Source organism: Arthrobacter jiangjiafuii (genome assembly GCF_018622995.1).
Classification (GTDB): Bacteria; Actinomycetota; Actinomycetes; order Actinomycetales; family Micrococcaceae; genus Arthrobacter_B; species Arthrobacter_B jiangjiafuii.
The window spans coordinates 2,834,873-2,849,355 of record NZ_CP076022.1 but is presented as its reverse complement, the minus strand read 5'-3'; the positions used below and the strand labels follow the sequence as shown (position 1 = coordinate 2,849,355).

The window sequence follows — 14,483 nt, the reverse complement described above, 5'->3', positions numbered from 1 at the left end:
TGAAAGCATGATCAGTGCGTACTCCGGCACCGCTGTGCGGGCCACGGAAAAGCCGTTGCTCGACGCCGGACAGGGTCACGCGCTCATGCAGAAGGCTGCGTACGGACTCTATGCGGGCACTGTCCGCGAACTCCAGTCCCGCCGCGGGTCCCTGTACGGGGCGCGCGTGACGGTGCTGGCCGGTGCCGGCAACAACGGCGGAGACGCACTCTATGCCGCTGCGCGTCTCGCCGGCCGTGGTGCCGGCATTAGCGCCGTCCTTACCTCCGACTCGGCGCACCCCGGTGCCCTGGCCGAGTTCCGGCGCCGGGGCGGCAGGACACTAAGCCTGTCCAACGACATCGATGCCTGCCTGCGGCTGTGCACCACCGCCGACGTGGTCCTGGACGGAATCCTCGGCACCGGCGGAAAGGGCGGGCTGCGCGGTCCCGCTGCCCTGCTGGCGCAAACCCTCGCTGCAGCGGAACACCGCCCGCTGGTCATCGCCTGCGACCTGCCCAGCGGCGTGGATGCCGACACCGGTGAGACTCCCGGAGACCACGTCACCGCGGACCTTACCGTCACCTTCGGCGCGGTAAAGACCGGCCTGATGGCCGGGCCGGGGGCGCTGGCCGCCGGCCGCATCGAGTGCGTCGACATTGGCCTGGGGAACATCCCCGCACCGGCCCTGCGCCGGCTGGAACCAACGGACCTTGCGGCGCTGCTGCCGGTTCCACGCAGTACGGACCACAAGTACACGCGCGGCGTTTTGGGCATAGCCGCCGGATCGGTCACCTATCCCGGAGCAGCTGTCCTGGCGACCGGAGCCGCCCTCAGCACAGGGCTGGGCATGGTCCGGTATCTGGGTCCGGAACCGGTGGGCCGTCTCATCAACTCCGTGCATCCGGAAGCCGTCTGCGGCACCGGCAGCGTCCCCGACACCCAGGTGCAGGCCTGGGTTGCCGGCCCGGGAGCCGGGACCGACGAACACCAGCGCCAGCGGGCCCTGGATGCCATGGCCTCCGGGCTTCCCGCCGTCGTCGACGCCGATGCCATCGCCTACGCGCAACCCGGGCTGGGCCCGCAGGTAGTGCTGACCCCGCATGCGGGCGAGCTCACCGCCCTGCTGTCGCGGCTCGGCGAGGACGTCAGCCGCAGCCGGATCGAAGCAGACCCGCTGCGCTTCGCCCGGCGGGCTGCCGCACTCACGGGCGCTACCGTCCTGCTGAAAGGCTGGGCCACGCTCGCCGCTGCCCCCACCGGGGAAACCTTCAGCCAGGCCGAAGCCACGCCCTGGCTGGCCACTGCCGGCAGCGGCGACACCCTGGCCGGTATCCTCGGGGCGCTGCTGGCAACGGACCGCTGGAACCACGACGCCGGGCAGGCGCCGGTGCCGGGCCACTATGCAGCGCTGGCCGCCGCGGCCGCCAGTCTTCACGGCCGGTCCGGAACACTCGCCGCCCAGGCCGGACCAGTGGAGCCTTCAAGGTTGCCGGCCGCCATCCGCACCGTGATCAGGACGTTGCAGGACGCCCGTAATGCGGGGGTAGCAATCCCCGTCGTTTAATGCTGGAGGAACTCTGAGGTAGAAAAGTAAGTAGACATACTACTTTGCCTGTTGTCATCTGGAACTAGTCAGGAGCTCTACATGGAAGTTTGGCCGGGAGAAGCCTATCCGCTGGGCGCGACCTATGACGGAAACGGCACCAACTTTGCCCTCTACAGCGAAGTTGCGGACTCCGTCACACTGTGCCTGTTCGACGACGAAGGCAACCAGGAATGCGTCCGCCTGACCGAGGTGGATGGCTACGTGTGGCACTGCTACCTGCCGCAGGTCCTGCCGGGCCAGAAGTACGGGTACCGGGTGGATGGACCATCCGATGCCGAGAACGGCAACCGCTGCAATCCCAACAAGCTTCTGCTGGACCCCTACGCCAAGGCAGTCTCCGGTGAAATCGACTGGGACCAGGCGCTGTTCGGCTACAACTTCGGTGACGAGAACTCACGCAATGACGAGGACTCCGCCCCGCACATGATGATGGGTGTGGTCATCAACCCGTTCTTCGACTGGGACGGGGACCGCAAGCCACGGATCCCGTACCACCGGACAGTCATCTACGAGGCCCACGTCAAGGGCCTGACCCAGCAGCACCCGGACGTCCCCAAGGAACAGCGGGGAACCTACGCCGGCGTCGCCCACCCGTCGGTCATTGCGCACCTGCAGAAGCTGGGCATCACGGCGATCGAGCTGATGCCGGTCCACCAGTTCGTCAATGACTCCACGCTCCAGGAAAAAGGGCTCTCCAACTACTGGGGCTACAACACCATCGGGTTCTTCGCCCCGCAGAACACCTACAGCGCCACCGGCGACTCGGGCCAACAGGTTCAGGAGTTCAAGGCGATGGTGCGCGCACTGCACCTGGCTGGTATCGAAGTGATCCTGGACGTGGTCTACAACCACACCGCTGAGGGCAACCACCTGGGCCCCACCCTGTCCTTCCGCGGCATCGACAACCAGGCCTACTACCGGCTGATGGACGACGACAAGCGCTACTACATGGACTACACGGGAACCGGAAACTCCCTGAATGTGGGCAACCCGCACGCCCTGCAGCTGCTCATGGACTCGCTCCGGTACTGGGTCACCGAGATGCACGTAGACGGCTTCCGCTTCGACCTGGCCTCCACGCTGGCGCGTGAGTTCTACGACGTCGACAAGCTCTCCACTTTCTTCGAACTCGTGCAGCAGGATCCGGTGGTCTCCCAGGTGAAACTCATTGCCGAGCCCTGGGACATTGGCCCGGGCGGCTACCAGGTGGGCAACTTCCCGCCCCAGTGGACCGAATGGAACGGCAAGTACCGCGACACCGTGCGCGACTTCTGGCGCGGCGAACCCTCCACCCTGGGCGAATTCGCATCCCGGATCACCGGCTCTGCTGATCTGTATGAGTCCTCGGCCCGCCGGCCGGTGGCGTCCATCAACTTCGTCACGGCCCATGACGGCTTCACGCTGCACGACCTGGTGTCCTACAACGAGAAGCACAACGAAGCCAACGGCGAGGACAACAACGACGGCGAATCGCACAACCGGTCCTGGAACTGTGGCGCGGAAGGCCCCACCGACGACCCGGCGGTCCTCTCGCTGCGCGCCCGCCAGCAGCGGAACTTCCTGGCCACCCTGCTGCTCTCGCAGGGTGTGCCCATGATCGCCCATGGCGACGAACTGGGCCGCACCCAGCAGGGCAACAACAACACCTATGCCCAGGACTCCGAGCTGAGCTGGATCAACTGGGAGGCGATGGACACCCCGCTGATGGAGTTCACCGCCGCAGTCAACACGCTGCGGGCCGAACACCCCACGTTCCGCCGCCGCCGCTTCTTTGACGGCCGCCCGGTACGCCGCGGCGAGGGCGACGCCCTGCCGGACATTGTCTGGCTCACCGAGGACGGAACGCCGATGTCCCAGGACGACTGGGATACCCCGGTCAGCCGCTCGCTGGGCGTGTTCCTGAACGGGCAGGGCATTTCCGGCAAGGACGCCCGCGGGCAGCGGATCACCGACCTGAACTTCCTGCTCTACTTCAACGCCCACGACGAGGACGTGAAGGTGACGGTTCCCTCCAAGGAGTACGCGCCGATGTGGGATGAGGTCATCGACACAGCGGGGGAGTACGCCGACTCTGCCCCGATCTCCGCAGACAGCCAGATCACCGTGGCGGCCAAGTCCATGGTGGTGCTGCGCGCCCACGAGGAGGTAGAGGAGCACGACCACTCCGTGGCTGCGTCCCTCGCGGCGCTCGCAGGGTCCAAGGCGCACAGCCCCGAGGCAGACGGATGAGGGCTCCGCACTCCACCTACCGGCTGCAGATCCGCCCGTCGTTCACTCTCTTCGATGCGGCTGACCTGGTGCCGTACCTAGCGGACCTCGGGGTGGACTGGGTGTACCTCTCACCCATCCTGACCGCGGAGGAAGGCTCGGACCACGGGTACGACGTGACCGATATGTCCACCATCGATCCGGCCCGGGGCGGTGCGGAGGGGCTGCAGGCCCTATCCGCTGCCGCCCACGCTGCCGGCATGGGCGTCCTGGTGGATATCGTGCCGAACCACATGGGGATCGCCACGCCGTCCCGGAACCGGTGGTGGTGGTCCGTCCTGGAGCAGGGCCGCGGCTCCCGGTACGCAGAAGCGTTCGACATTGATTGGGACGCCGGCAACGGAAAGCTGCTGCTTCCGGTCCTGGGCGACGGCGAAAACGAACTGGCGGAACTCAAACTGGCCGACGGCGAACTGCACTACTACGGGCACCGCTTCCCCGTGGCGGCAGGCACCGCTGCCGAGGGTGACTCGGCCCGGGAAGTCCACGCCCGCCAACACTATGAACTGGTGAACTGGCGCCGCGCCGACAACGAGTTGAACTACCGCCGGTTCTTTGGCGTGAACACACTGGCAGGCCTGCGGGTGGAGGAGCCCTGGGTGTTCGAGGAGTCCCATGCCGAGGAGAGACGCTGGTTCGATGAAGGGCTCGTGGACGGGCTGCGGATCGACCATCCGGACGGTCTGGCCGATCCCAAGGGCTACCTGGGCCGGCTACGGAAACTCACCGGCGGGGCGTACCTCCTGGTGGAGAAGATCCTCGAACCGGGCGAAAAGCTGCCTGAAGACTGGGAGACCGAAGGGACCACCGGATACGACGCGCTCGCCGACGTCGACCGGCTCTTCGTGGACCCGGCCGGCGAGCAGGCGCTCACAGACAGTGTCCCCACCGAACCGTTCGGGCACATGATCCACGGCACCAAGCGGAACATCGCCGATCAGCTGCTGCATTCCGAGGTGCTCCGCCTGGTCAGGCTGCTGCCCGCAGACAGCGGCCTGGACGCCGGCACAGCCGCCGACGCGCTGGCGGAACTGCTCGCCTGCTTCCCGGTGTACCGCAGCTATCTGCCGCAGGGGGCCGGATACCTGGCTGACGCCGTCCTGGCCGCGAAGGTCCGCCGGCCGGATCTTGCCGATGCCCTGGACCGGCTGCACCCGCTGCTGAACCCGCTGCTCGACGGCGGGGCCGGGGACCGGGACGGCCTGGGAGAGTTGGCCGTGCGGTTCCAGCAGACCTCGGGCATGGTCATGGCCAAGGGGGTGGAGGACACCGCCTTTTACCGCTACCCGCGCCTGACGTCGCTGAATGAAGTCGGCGCCGATCCCGGGCACTTTGCCGTGGAACCGTTCGAGCTGCACACCCGGCTGCTCCGCCGGCAGCTGGAACAGCCCGCAGCCATGACAGCGCTGACCACCCACGACACCAAGCGCAGCGAGGATACCCGCGCCCGGATTTCCGTCCTCGCGGAGACCCCGGACCAGTGGCGGGAAACGCTCACGCAGCTCTCCGCCCTGGCGCCGATGGGCGACCCCGCCATGGAGTCCCTGCTGTGGCAGGCACTCATCGGAGCGTGGCCGCTGAGCCGGGACCGCGCCCACGGCTATGCCGAGAAGGCCTCGCGGGAAGCGTCAACAAGCACCACCTGGACCGACCCCGATGCCGGGTTCGAAGAGCGGATGCACGCCGCACTGGACGCAGCCTTCGACAATCCAGAGGTCAACGCGCTCATCAGCGGAATGGTGGAGCGTATCCGGGTTGCAGGCTACTCGAATGCCCTCTCGGCCAAGCTGGTGCAGCTGACCATGCCGGGCGTACCGGACGTTTATCAGGGAACGGAGTTCTGGGACCGGTCCCTGGTCGATCCGGACAACCGGCGCGACGTGGACTTTGCCCGCCGCCGGGCAGCCCTTGACGCCATGGCCGACGGCGGAGGGCGCCTCCCCGAGGTCGACGAGGAGGGGAAGGCCAAGCTGCTGCTGGTGACCCGCGCCCTCCAGCTCAAGCGCACCCGCCCGGAACTTTTTTCCGGCTATCTGCCGGTGAAAGCCACGGGGGCGGCAGCGGATCATGTCTTCGCCTTCGACCGCGGCGGTGCCGTCACAGCGGTGACACGGCTGCCGCTGGGACTGGAGCGCTCGGGCCGCTGGCGGGACACCGCCGTCGTACTGGAACCGGGCAGCTACCGGGACGTTATCACCGGCAGGACCCACGAAAGCGGCGGCACCGTGGCGGCCGCCGATCTGTTTGGCATCTATCCGGTGGCGCTGCTGGCGCGGGAGGACAAGGCATGAGGACCAACTTCGACGTGTGGGCACCCAACGCCGACACCATGACCCTGGTGGCGGACGGCAGGCACCTGTCGATGAGCCGGGGTGAAAACGGCTGGTGGCACGCCCAGCACGCCGAACTCACCCACGACATCGACTACGGCTTCCTCATCAACGACGCCGAAACCCCGGTTCCGGATCCACGGTCCCGGCGCCAGCCCGGGGGAGTACATGCGCTTTCGCGCACCTGGGATCCGGACAGCTACCAGTGGCACGACGCGGACTGGACATCACGGGGGCTCGACGGCGGCGCTATCTACGAGCTGCATATCGGGACGTTTACGCCTGAAGGCACTTTTGACGCCGCCATCGGCAAGCTGGGCTACCTCGCCGACCTCGGCGTGGAATATGTCGAACTGCTGCCGTGCAACGCGTTCAACGGCACGCACAACTGGGGCTATGACGGCGTGCTCTGGTACGCCATCCAGGAGACCTACGGCGGGCCGGACGGCTACCAGCGCTTCGTTGATGCTGCACACCAGGCAGGCCTAGGCGTCATCCAGGACGTGGTCTACAACCACCTCGGCCCCAGCGGCAACTACCTGCCGATGTTCGGCCCGTATCTTTCCGACGGTGCAGGCAACACCTGGGGCGATTCGGTGAACCTGGACGGGCCGGGTTCCGACACCGTCCGGGAGTACATCGTGGACAACGTCCTGATGTGGTTCCGCGACTTCCACGTGGACGGGCTCCGGCTGGACGCGGTACATGCCCTGCACGACGAGCGCGCAATCCATATCCTCGAAGAGCTTGCTACCGCCACGGACGGCTGCTCCCGCGCGCTGGACAAGCCGCTGTTCCTCATCGCCGAATCCGACCTCAACGACCCGCGGCTCATCACTCCGCGGGAGCAGAACGGCTACGGGCTGGACGGGCAGTGGTCGGACGATTTCCACCATGCGGCCCACACAAACCTCACCGGGGAGAACGGCGGCTACTACGAGGACTTTGATTCCCTCACGGCGCTGGCCAAGGTCCTGCAGGACGGGTTCTTCCACGAGGGGACCTACTCGTCCTTCCGCGGGCGCACACACGGCCGCCCCTTCACCAAGGATGCGCTGAGCGCCCGGCAGCTCGTGACGTTCATCCAGAACCACGACCAGATCGGCAACCGGGCCGCCGGCGACCGGCTCAGCGCGACGCTGGACTACCCGCAGCTTGCCTTGGCGGCCGTGCTGAACCTGACCACGCCCTTCACTCCCATGATTTTCATGGGAGAGGAGTTTGGGGCGTCGACCCCGTGGCAGTTCTTCACCTCCCATCCGGAGCCGGAGCTGGGCAAGGCCACCGCCGAGGGCCGGCTGCGGGAGTTCGAACGGATGGGGTGGGATCCGGACACGGTTCCCAACCCGCAGGATCCCTCAACATTCACCAATTCCAAGCTGGACTGGTCGGAAGCGGGACAGGGAGACCACGCCAGGCTGCATGACCTCTACCGGCGGCTGCTGGACCTGCGCCGCACCCGGCCGGACCTGACGGACCCCGACCTGCACAACGTCCGGGTGGACTTTGACGAGGTGGGCCGCTGGCTGGTCCTGAGCCGGGGGCAGACCGCCGTCGCACTGAACTTCGCCGCCGAACCCCGGGAGGTCCCGCTTCCCTTCGGGGCCTCCCAGGTGCTGCTGGAGACGGAGCAGGCCCAGGTCTACGGCGATGCCGTTCAGCTGCCGGGCTATGGGGCCGCGGTGCTGGCGGCCCAGGCAGAACAGTAGGGCAGGGAGCCGCGGCAATGGCAGGATGTTAGCTATGACATACCTTGCCGCGGACACCCGCTACGAATCCATGCCCTACCGCCGCGTCGGACGCAGCGGGCTTCACCTGCCCGCTGTGTCCTTGGGGCTTTGGCACAATTTCGGCGATGACAAGAACTTCGAAACGCAGCGCGCCATCCTGCGCCGGGCGTTCGACCTGGGCGTCACCCACTTCGACCTTGCCAATAACTACGGACCGCCGTACGGATCGGCCGAAACCAACTTCGGCCGCCATTTCAAGGACGACTTCCGCCCCTACCGTGACGAACTGGTCATCTCCTCCAAGGCCGGATACGACATGTGGCCCGGACCGTACGGCAACTGGGGCTCCCGCAAATACCTGCTGGCGTCCCTGGACCAGTCGCTGGAGCGCATGGGCCTGGACTACGTCGACATCTTCTACAGCCATCGCCCCGATCCGGAAACACCGCTGGAAGAGACCATGGGCGCGCTGGACACCGCCGTCCGCTCCGGCCGGGCCCTCTATGCCGGCATCTCCTCCTACTCGCCGGAAAAGACCCTCGAGGCGGCCCGGATCCTGCGGGAAATGGGCACGCCGCTGCTCATCCACCAGCCCTCGTACTCGATGCTCAACCGGTGGGTTGAGCAGGGTGAGCCCAACCTGTTCTCGGCGCTGGAGGAGACCGGTGCAGGTTCCATTGCCTTCTCGCCGCTGGCCCAGGGCCTGCTGACGAACAAGTACCTCAACGGCGTGCCCGAGGACTCACGTGCCGCCGCGGGCAAATCGCTGGGGAAATCCCAGCTGTCCGAGGACAACCTCCGCCGCGTACGCTCCCTGAACGAGCTGGCAGAGTCCCGCGGCCAGACACTGGCCCAGATGGCCATAGCCTGGGTACTGCGCCCGCAGGCCGGCGGCGGAGCGATCACGTCTGCGCTGGTGGGAGCCTCCAGCGTGAAGCAGCTGGAGGACAGCCTGGCCGCGGTCAACAACCTCGGATTCACGTCTGAAGAACTCGCGGCCATCGACAAGTATGCAGTGGAGTCGGGCATCAACCTGTGGGCCTCGGCGCTGGAGGCCTGACCGCGGGTGAAAGAATGGGTCATGTGAATGACCTACAAGCTCCTCCCGCCGCAGAACGACTAGCCGTGATTGACCTGGACGCGCTGCGGCACAATGTCCGCCACCTCGTCCGGCTTGTCAGCCCGGCCCGGGTGATGGCGGTTGTCAAAGCAGATGCCTACGGGCACGGCGCGGGCCCGGTGGCCCGCGCCGCGCTGGAGGCGGGCGCCTCCTGGCTGGGCGTTGCCCATATCTCCGAGGCGCTGGCCCTGCGCAGCGCCGGAATCAATGCCCCGGTACTGGCCTGGCTGCACACGGTGGACAGCCCCTTCGCCGAGGCGGTGGCTGGCAACATTGACCTGGGCCTGTCCGGCTGGGAACTGGAGTCAGTGGTGGCTGCCGCGCGCGAACTGCAGATTCCGGCCCGCGTCCACCTGAAGATCGACACCGGGCTGGGACGCAACGGGTGCCCGCCGGACCTGTGGGAGTCCTTCGTGGGGCGGGCACTGGCCTATCAGGAGGAAGGGCTGCTGCGGGTGGTGGGCATCTTCTCCCACTTCTCCGTCGCCGATGAACCGGAACGCCCCGAAACGGACCTGCAGCTGGAAAGGTTCCGGACCGCCGTCGCGGTCGCCGAAGACGCCGGAGTGGACCACGAGGTGCGGCATATCGCCAACACCCCGGCGGCGCTTTCCCGCCCGGATTCACACTTCGACATGGTGCGCGTGGGCCTGGGCCTATACGGTCTATCGCCCTTCCCCGGGCAGAGCCCGGAGCAGCTGGGCCTGCAGCCGGTCATGACGCTGAAGACCACCATTGCCAACTGCAAGGAGGTCCCTGCGGGGCAGGGCGTCTCCTACGGGTTGCGGTACTCGACCGCTGAGCCGACCACGCTGGCCCTGGTTCCGCTGGGCTACGCCGACGGCGTTCCCCGGGTCGGCACCGGCGGCCCGGTCTGGGTGGATGGAACCGTGTACCCCGTGGTGGGACGCATCGCCATGGACCAAATGGTCATTGACCTCGAAACCACAGGCATCGCCGGGACCGGCAAGGACCTGGTGGGCAGGGAAGCCATCCTGTTCGGAGGCGCAGGCCTGCCGTCCGTGGATGAATGGGCCGATGCCTCCGGCAGCATCAACTATGAAATCATCACCCGGATCAGCGGCCGCGTGCAGCGCCGGTATACGGATACCGGATCGTCTCAGGAAGCAGGCCAAGGGCCCGCGGAGCCGGAAGCAGCACCCGAGGGGAGCGAAGCATGAGCCCCGCGGAACATGCCGGAGCGGACCGTCCGGTCTGGGAGACCGAAATCCGGACCACCGACGCCGGCCACACCCAGGCTGTCGCCGAACGGCTCGGCCATCTGCTCGTCGCCGGAGACCTGCTGCTGCTGACGGGGGAACTCGGCGCCGGGAAAACCACCTTCACACAGGGGCTGGGCCGCGGACTTGGCGTCCGGCCCGGCATCATCTCGCCCACCTTTGTCCTGGTACGCATCCATCCCAGCCTCACCGACGGCCCGGATCTGGTGCATGTGGATGCCTACCGGCTTGGCTCCAGCGCCGAGGTCGATGACATCGACCTGGAAAACACGATGGACAGTGCGGTCACGGTCGTGGAGTGGGGGCAGGGTCTGGTGGAGCACTTGAGCGACCACCGGTTGGAGATCACCCTGATCCGTCCCACCGGGACCGGGACCGGAACCGGAACCGGAAGCGTGGCCGGCGCGGCCGGCCCTGTTGTGCCCGGCTTTGACTTCGAGGACGACCCCGACGAAGAACGCGTGATCCGGATCGCGGCGTATGGCCGGCGGTGGGAAAACAGCAGGCTTCCCCAGGACGTAAAATAGACACCGTGCTTATTCTCTCCATTGACACCTCCGCCATTGCCAGCGCGGCACTGCTAAACGGGGAAGGGGAGATCCTGGCTTCCTTTGCCACCGAAGACACCCGTTCCCATGCCGAAGTGCTGGCACCGGGGATAGCCGATCTGCTGGCGGCCGAGGGTTTGGCTTCCGAAGACCTCGACGCCGTAGTGGTGGGCGTTGGTCCCGGGCCCTTCACCGGCCTGCGCTCGGGCATCGTTACCGCCCGCACCCTCGGCTTCGCCTGGGACAAGCCCGTACATGGTGTCATGAGCCTGGATGCCATCGCCTTTGAGGCGGCCCTTGATGCCTGGCGGCTGGGCATCGACGAATTTGTGGTCGCCACGGATGCCCGGCGCAAGGAAGTCTACTGGGCGCGTTACCGCAGCACCGGCGGCACCGCGGAACTGCTCGCCGGGCCCTTCGTCGGAGATCCGTCGGAGGTGCCCGACCTGCCGGTCTACGGCGCCGGCGCCGGACTGTATCCCCAGGTGCTGCACGCCGTAGCCGGCTTCGAGGGCGCCCAGCCCACCGCTGCCGCCCTGGGCCGCACCGCCGTCGTCCGCCTGGTCCGCGGCCTGCCTCTGCTCGACACGACACCGCTGTACCTGCGCGAATCTGACGCCAAGGTCCCCGGACCGCGGAAGCGCGCCCTGTGAGCGCCGCAGATCGGGCCGGAGCCGCAGCCACCATCCGTCCCATGACCTTCGACGACATTGCCGCCGTCGATGCCCTGGAAAAGGCACTGTTCCCGGTGGACGCGTGGCCGCTGCAGATGTTCTACGACGAGCTGAACCAGACAGACACCCGCTCCTACTACGTGGCTGAAGCAGACGGCACGGTAGTGGGGTACGCCGGCCTGATGTGCGTGCTGCCGATCGCCGACGTCCAGACCATCGCCGTCGTGCCTGCGGCCGAGGGGACCGGCATCGGGTCGGCGCTGCTCACCGTCCTCATCACCGAAGCCAAGGAACGCGGCGCCGACGACGTGCTGCTGGAAGTGCGCGACGACAATCCCCGCGCCCAGCGTCTGTACCGCTGGTTCGGGTTCGAACAGATCCATATCCGGCCCCGCTATTACCGCGACGGCGCCGACGCCCTCATCATGCGGCTGGCCCTGTCCACATGGGACGGGCCCCCGCAGGCAGCTACGAAGGAAACAGAATGAACCGCACCGAACCCCTGGTGCTTGGCATCGAATCATCCTGCGACGAAACCGGGATCGGCATTGTGCGTGGCGACAAGCTGCTGACCAACACCGTGTCCTCCTCCATGGATGAACACGTGCGGTTTGGCGGCGTGATCCCGGAGATCGCCTCCCGCGCCCACTTGGACGCGTTTGTCCCCACGCTCCGGCAGGCCCTGGACGAGGCCGGAGTGCGCCTGGACGAGATCGACGCCATCGCCGTCACCTCGGGCCCGGGCTTGGCCGGCGCCCTCATGGTGGGAGTCTGCGCCGCCAAAGCGCTCGCCGTAGCCACCGGCAAACCCCTCTACGCGATCAACCACCTGGTGGCGCATGTGGGGGTGGGAGTGCTCGACGGCGGTAAACTGCCGGACAATCTCGGCGCGCTGCTGGTCTCCGGCGGCCACACCGAGATCCTGCGGGTGACATCGTTGACCGGCGACGTGCAGTTGCTCGGATCCACGATCGACGACGCCGCCGGCGAGGCCTACGACAAGGTGGCCCGCATCCTTGGCCTGGGTTATCCCGGCGGGCCGGCGATCGACAAGCTGGCACGAACAGGAAATCCGAAGGCAATCCGTTTCCCGCGGGGCCTGACACAGCCCAAGTACCTGGGAACGGCTGAGGAACCAGGTCCCCACCGTTACGACTGGTCCTTCTCCGGGCTGAAGACGGCAGTGGCCCGCTGCGTTGAACAGTACGAAGCCGCCGGAGAAGAACTGCCCGTGGCTGATATCGCGGCCTCCTTCCAGGAAGCGGTAGTGGACGTGATCACGGCCAAGGCGGTCCTCGCCTGCACCGAAAACGGCATCACCAACCTCTTGCTGGGCGGGGGAGTGGCCGCCAATTCCCGGCTCCGGGAGCTGACGGCCCAGCGCTGTGCGGCGAAGGGCATCACCCTGCGGGTGCCGCCTATCTCGCTGTGCACCGACAACGGCGCGATGGTTGCAGCGCTGGGTTCCCAGGTAGTGATGTCCGGGGCTGAACCGTCAGGCCTGAAATTCGCGCCGGATCCTTCCATGCCGGTGACCAGCATCCACCTCTAGGCCGGGGATTTCCGCCAGCCGTGGGGACATCCCCGGAAACGGTGGGCGGGTTCCCGGCAGCGGTGGCGACGTGGATCCGTAGCGGTGTCCGGTGGGTGTGATGGTTTCGACCGTGTGCCTGGTTGCGGCTGCCGCGCCCGCGCTGCCAGGAGCAGGCTGTGTCACCACGGCCGCGCTCCAGCCCGGTGCTTCCTTGGCCTGGTTGCAGGCCTGGCACAGGCCCTGAATGTTCTCCGCGCTGGTTGTGCCGCCCTCGCGGAACGGTTTGATGTGGTCGAAGTGCCGGATCGGCGCCCCGCACCACGGCATCCGGCAAACCTGATCCCGGACCGCAATAAACCGGGCCAAACCCTCCGGCACCAACCGCGCCCGGGAATCCATGCCGACCAGCTGGCCGGTGGACGGCTCCGTATACAGCCGCCGCAGCCAGGTCCGGGCGGCCTTATCAGTGCGGCTGCCTGTCTTCCGGACCAAATCCCGGGCGAACTGCGCCGGAACCATCCCGTATCCGGGCAGTACCGCCGGCTCCGCGGACCCGGCCAACAGGGCCCGGTCCGTCATCACCAGCTGCACCTGAACCCGCACATCCTCGGCCTTCGCCCGGCCGGTGACCCGCTCCACGAGGGTGTCGGCCATGATCTGGCCCTTCGTGCGCGGATCCCCGGCCGCCCGCAGCCGGTCCGCTTCCCGCGTGAGCGCCGCGAACACGCCCACGCCTTGGGCGACCGGCAGGAGCCCGGTCAGATACGTCATGGTGTCCGGTGCCGGACGGCAGGACACATAGCGTTCCGAGGCCGCTTTGGAGGCCCGGTTCACCACGGAGTGCGGATCCAGGGCGTAGGAGAGGGTCTTGATCCGGGCAATCAACTGGTTATCCCCGAGCGTTTCCAGCTCGGCCAGGTTCCCGGCGACCTGCTCGTCGATCCGCTGCCGGTCTTCCAGGGACAGGCATGCGGTTTCCTTCACCAGGATGGTGGCCCGCCACTCGTTGATCACGCCCAGGGTCAGGGCGTGCAGGGTGTGCGGCATTTCCCGGGTCAGGATCCGGGCGGTGCCCAGCATCCGGGTGCCGCGGTTCGGGGACTCCCGCCGGGCCAGCCCGATCTGCGCTCCGACCCCTTTACCGAGCTGATCGGCCTTCACACCCGCTGCGGCCTGGGCGCGGCGGGTCAGCGCATCAAACACCGCGGTGACCCGGACCTGCGCCGCCGAGGCAGCAGCCTTCAATTCCTCCAAGGCCCGGATCTGATCGATCAACCCGGACAGGACAGCAGTATCCGGGCCTTCAGGAGCTGACGCCCGGGTGGCTGTACCGGCGGTTGTTTCGTACATGTGTTCTACTTTAGTGCTGCAGATCACACCAGAGTCAGGGCTTGGACTACGGGTCTTTTACCCTAACTCCCCAGGAGCAACTGCTCCGGGAACACCGAAT

Annotated in this window: 11 protein-coding genes; 10 read left to right on the top strand and 1 reads right to left on the bottom strand. The window is 67.1% G+C overall.

Features of this window, described 5'->3' with window-relative positions; translation table 11 throughout:
- The first annotated feature begins 7 nt into the window (after window positions 1–7).
- The 10 genes from KKR91_RS13295 to tsaD all read left to right on the top strand — a co-directional run bounded on the left by KKR91_RS13295 (window position 8) and on the right by tsaD (window position 13,051).
- A complete protein-coding gene (locus tag KKR91_RS13295) occupies window positions 8–1,546 on the top strand; it encodes an NAD(P)H-hydrate epimerase (protein ID WP_210228109.1) in 1,539 nt (512 codons plus the stop codon).
- A gap of 81 nt (window positions 1,547–1,627) precedes the next feature.
- On the top strand, window positions 1,628–3,817 hold the full coding sequence (gene glgX / locus KKR91_RS13290) for a glycogen debranching protein GlgX (RefSeq protein ID WP_210228111.1): 2,190 nt from the start codon (window positions 1,628–1,630) through the stop codon (window positions 3,815–3,817).
- On the top strand, window positions 3,814–6,147 hold the full coding sequence (gene treY / locus KKR91_RS13285) for a malto-oligosyltrehalose synthase (RefSeq protein ID WP_210228113.1): 2,334 nt from the start codon (window positions 3,814–3,816) through the stop codon (window positions 6,145–6,147). The genes glgX and treY overlap by 4 nt, the downstream gene beginning before the upstream one ends.
- Window positions 6,144–7,895, top strand: a complete 1,752-nt coding sequence (treZ, locus tag KKR91_RS13280; protein ID WP_210228115.1) for a malto-oligosyltrehalose trehalohydrolase — start codon at window positions 6,144–6,146, stop codon at window positions 7,893–7,895. Before treY ends, treZ begins: the two co-directional genes overlap by 4 nt.
- 34 nt (window positions 7,896–7,929) lie before the next feature.
- A complete protein-coding gene (mgrA, locus tag KKR91_RS13275) occupies window positions 7,930–8,976 on the top strand; it encodes an L-glyceraldehyde 3-phosphate reductase (RefSeq protein ID WP_210228117.1) in 1,047 nt (348 codons plus the stop codon).
- A gap of 14 nt (window positions 8,977–8,990) precedes the next feature.
- Window positions 8,991–10,217 (top strand): alanine racemase, encoded by a 1,227-nt coding sequence (gene alr / locus KKR91_RS13270; RefSeq protein ID WP_210228119.1) that lies wholly within the window; start codon window positions 8,991–8,993, stop codon window positions 10,215–10,217.
- Entirely contained in the window at window positions 10,214–10,804 is a 591-nt protein-coding gene (gene tsaE / locus KKR91_RS13265; RefSeq protein ID WP_210228121.1) for a tRNA (adenosine(37)-N6)-threonylcarbamoyltransferase complex ATPase subunit type 1 TsaE, read from the top strand. Before alr ends, tsaE begins: the two co-directional genes overlap by 4 nt.
- 5 nt (window positions 10,805–10,809) lie before the next feature.
- Entirely contained in the window at window positions 10,810–11,478 is a 669-nt protein-coding gene (tsaB, locus tag KKR91_RS13260) for a tRNA (adenosine(37)-N6)-threonylcarbamoyltransferase complex dimerization subunit type 1 TsaB (protein WP_210228123.1), read from the top strand.
- 41 nt (window positions 11,479–11,519) lie between these two features.
- Window positions 11,520–11,987: a ribosomal protein S18-alanine N-acetyltransferase gene (gene rimI, locus KKR91_RS13255; RefSeq protein ID WP_210228344.1), complete on the top strand. Its 468-nt coding sequence runs from the start codon at window positions 11,520–11,522 to the stop codon at window positions 11,985–11,987.
- Window positions 11,984–13,051: a tRNA (adenosine(37)-N6)-threonylcarbamoyltransferase complex transferase subunit TsaD gene (tsaD, locus tag KKR91_RS13250; RefSeq protein ID WP_210228125.1), complete on the top strand. Its 1,068-nt coding sequence runs from the start codon at window positions 11,984–11,986 to the stop codon at window positions 13,049–13,051. Before rimI ends, tsaD begins: the two co-directional genes overlap by 4 nt.
- Here tsaD and KKR91_RS13245 read toward each other — a convergent pair.
- Window positions 12,995–14,383 carry an HNH endonuclease gene (locus KKR91_RS13245; protein WP_237687382.1) on the bottom strand — a complete coding sequence of 463 codons (1,389 nt, stop codon included), beginning with the start codon at window positions 14,381–14,383 and terminating at the stop codon, window positions 12,995–12,997. The two genes, tsaD and KKR91_RS13245, sit on opposite strands and share 57 nt — an antisense overlap.
- Between the last annotated feature and the right edge of the window lie 100 nt (window positions 14,384–14,483).

What these genes read in the sequence shown, in the direction of transcription:
- KKR91_RS13295 (WP_210228109.1), top strand. Translation starts at nt 8, where the DNA reads ATGATCAGTGCGTACTCCGGCACCGCTGTGCGGGCCACGGAAAAGCCG.
- glgX (WP_210228111.1), top strand. Translation starts at nt 1,628, where the DNA reads ATGGAAGTTTGGCCGGGAGAAGCCTATCCGCTGGGCGCGACCTATGAC.
- treY (WP_210228113.1), top strand. Translation starts at nt 3,814, where the DNA reads ATGAGGGCTCCGCACTCCACCTACCGGCTGCAGATCCGCCCGTCGTTC.
- treZ (WP_210228115.1), top strand. Translation starts at nt 6,144, where the DNA reads ATGAGGACCAACTTCGACGTGTGGGCACCCAACGCCGACACCATGACC.
- mgrA (WP_210228117.1), top strand. Translation starts at nt 7,930, where the DNA reads ATGACATACCTTGCCGCGGACACCCGCTACGAATCCATGCCCTACCGC.
- alr (WP_210228119.1), top strand. Translation starts at nt 8,991, where the DNA reads ATGGGTCATGTGAATGACCTACAAGCTCCTCCCGCCGCAGAACGACTA.
- tsaE (WP_210228121.1), top strand. Translation starts at nt 10,214, where the DNA reads ATGAGCCCCGCGGAACATGCCGGAGCGGACCGTCCGGTCTGGGAGACC.
- rimI (WP_210228344.1), top strand. Translation starts at nt 11,520, where the DNA reads ATGACCTTCGACGACATTGCCGCCGTCGATGCCCTGGAAAAGGCACTG.
- tsaD (WP_210228125.1), top strand. Translation starts at nt 11,984, where the DNA reads ATGAACCGCACCGAACCCCTGGTGCTTGGCATCGAATCATCCTGCGAC.
- KKR91_RS13245 (WP_237687382.1), bottom strand. Translation starts at nt 14,383, where the DNA reads ATGTACGAAACAACCGCCGGTACAGCCACCCGGGCGTCAGCTCCTGAA.